The sequence below is a fragment of the Streptomyces sp. NPDC059564 genome, from assembly GCF_042735575.1.
Classification (GTDB): Bacteria; Actinomycetota; Actinomycetes; order Streptomycetales; family Streptomycetaceae; genus Streptomyces.
This window is the reverse complement of the sequence record NZ_JBHWBP010000635.1, coordinates 1-1,940: the sequence shown is the minus strand read 5'-3', so window position 1 is coordinate 1,940 and position 1,940 is coordinate 1. Positions and strand designations below refer to the sequence as shown.

The window sequence follows — 1,940 nt, the reverse complement described above, 5'->3', positions numbered from 1 at the left end:
GGCGAGTGACTCCAGCACCCCGTCCACCTGGTGGGTGCGCACGAAAACGGTGATGAGGTCGTACGCGCCGTCCGGGTGCTCGACCACCGGTACGGATACCCGCCCGACCGGGCCGTCTTCCTCGGCGAGCTGCACGCCGTGCCGGTGCAGAGCGGTCAGGCGCTCGCCTCGGGCGAGGAGCGAGACGTCGTGGCCGGCCTCATGCAGCCGGGCGGCGAACAGACTGCCGAGAACCCCGGCGCCGTACACGAGCAGCTTCATTGCGCACCCTCACTTACACGACCGTTTGATTCATACGTTCGTTTCATTCAATCATATGTATAGTCCGTCATGTGGCAACCCCAGACACCCGCGCCCAGATCCTCGACGCGGCCGAGCACCTCTTCGCCGAGCACGGATACCGCGGCACCTCGGTCCGCGCGATCACCCAACGCGCCGGAGCGAACCTGGCCGCTGTCGGCTACCACTTCGGCTCGAAGTCGGAGCTGATGGCGGCAGTCGCCCGCCGCGTGGTCGAGCCCATCACCGCTGCCCAGTGCGCCGGGCTCGATACCTTGCTCGCCCGGACCCCCGACCCGTCGGTCAGCGAACTGGTGGAGGCGTTCGCAGGGCCTCTGTTCGACGAGATGCCGGCCGACGACGGCGGCGCCCGGACGTCCCGGCTGATCGTGACGATCCTCAGCGACCCGGCCGAGGAGGCACGCAGCTGGACCGGCCCGGCCGAGGACTCGGTCCGTGAGCGCTACTTCGCGGCCTTCGCACGCGCTCTGCCCGGCCTTTCCCCGGAGGAGCTGCGGTTCCGGATGCGGGGGATCTTTGCCGTGACGGCCGTCGACCGCCTCCAGGTCCACCAGCAGCCCTCCCCCGGCTGCGAGTCCCCGGTAGCGGGCGACGCGGCCAGACGATGGGCGCTCACATTCCTGACGGCAGCGATGAGTGCGCCACCGAACGGGACCTGACCACCCAAGACAGACGCTGGCAGCGCCGGTCAGGCGGCGTTCGCCCTGTGGACGAGAGCAGTGAGGCGTTTGTCAGCGGCGTTCCTGTTCCGCCAGATGACGTACCGGCGGATCACACTGCCCTGGGCCTTGCGGGTCGGGTGGTCGGTGCCGTCGAGGGCGAAGGAGCCTACCTGCGCAGCGCCCTCAACCCCGATGACACCAGCTGGAAGGCCGCGGCCACCGCGCTGGAGGAAGAACCCAACCCGCTGGGGAAGCTGCAGAGCAAATAAGCGAGCCTCACCAGAACTGGCCGCGCGAGGCGGGCGGTGCCGGTGTACGGCACAGCGAATGGGCACCCTGGCGTCCTTCACTGTGCCGCGACGTACCTCCCACCCCCCGGACGACGCACATCGGATGAACCGGACCGGCAGCGCCCTACCCCGACAACGTCGCACGGTGGGTCGCCGAGGAACTGATCACCACCTCCGCCCGGGGTCAAGCTTGGTTCCACAACGGCGTTCGCCACCGGCGTGGCCACGCGGGGAGTGCTGCTCGGCCACGCAGCGAACGGCCCCCAACCCACCGGCTTCGCGGTCACCGCTCGGGACCTCGATGCCGCCGAGTTGCGTGAAGGTGTCACGATCGAGGCCGGTGACGCGCTGGTGGTGCGGTTCGGATGGACCGCACCACCCGATCCTCGGAATCCGAGCCCGGTCAGCAGCGCGCACAGCCAGTGTTCATGAGCAGGACCAGCAGGAGTTGCCCCCACCCGCGACGGAGGAACCATGGACAACCCGGCGAGGACCACCATCAGCAACGTCCGGATCTTCGATGGACACCACCTCACCGACCCCACCTCGGTTGCCCTGGAGGACGGCCTGATCCGCGAGCCCTCCGCAACCCCCGGAGAGGCCCTCGACGCACAAGGAGCAACGCTGCTCCCCGGCCTGATCGTCACCCACGTCCATGTCCAGAGCGTCATAGTCCTGGACACCTACG

3 protein-coding genes and 2 pseudogenes are annotated in these 1,940 nt (G+C 68.8%); 3 read left to right on the top strand and 2 right to left on the bottom strand.

The window, feature by feature from the left end; translation table 11 throughout:
• The coding region (locus ACFV0Q_RS41135) for a ketopantoate reductase family protein (RefSeq protein ID WP_385013178.1) at positions 1 to 261 on the bottom strand (261 nt) is incomplete at its 3' end.
• A gap of 71 nt (positions 262 to 332) precedes the next feature.
• On the opposite strand from ACFV0Q_RS41135, the gene ACFV0Q_RS41130 reads away from it, so the two are divergent.
• Positions 333 to 959 (top strand): TetR/AcrR family transcriptional regulator, encoded by a 627-nt coding sequence (locus tag ACFV0Q_RS41130; protein WP_385013176.1) that lies wholly within the window; start codon positions 333 to 335, stop codon positions 957 to 959.
• 29 nt (positions 960 to 988) lie between these two features.
• Here ACFV0Q_RS41130 and ACFV0Q_RS41125 read toward each other — a convergent pair.
• Positions 989 to 1,123: pseudogene (locus tag ACFV0Q_RS41125) on the bottom strand (IS630 family transposase); the annotation flags it as partial.
• A 348-nt stretch (positions 1,124 to 1,471) separates the two neighbouring features.
• On the opposite strand from ACFV0Q_RS41125, the gene ACFV0Q_RS41120 reads away from it, so the two are divergent.
• Both ACFV0Q_RS41120 and ACFV0Q_RS41115 read left to right on the top strand, forming a co-directional pair.
• The gene (locus tag ACFV0Q_RS41120) at positions 1,472 to 1,684 is read left to right on the top strand and encodes a cyclase family protein (RefSeq protein ID WP_385013174.1); all 213 of its coding nucleotides are present in this window, start codon (positions 1,472 to 1,474) and stop codon (positions 1,682 to 1,684) included.
• Between the two features lie 42 nt (positions 1,685 to 1,726).
• Positions 1,727 to 1,940, top strand: a pseudogene (locus tag ACFV0Q_RS41115) (amidohydrolase); the annotation flags it as partial.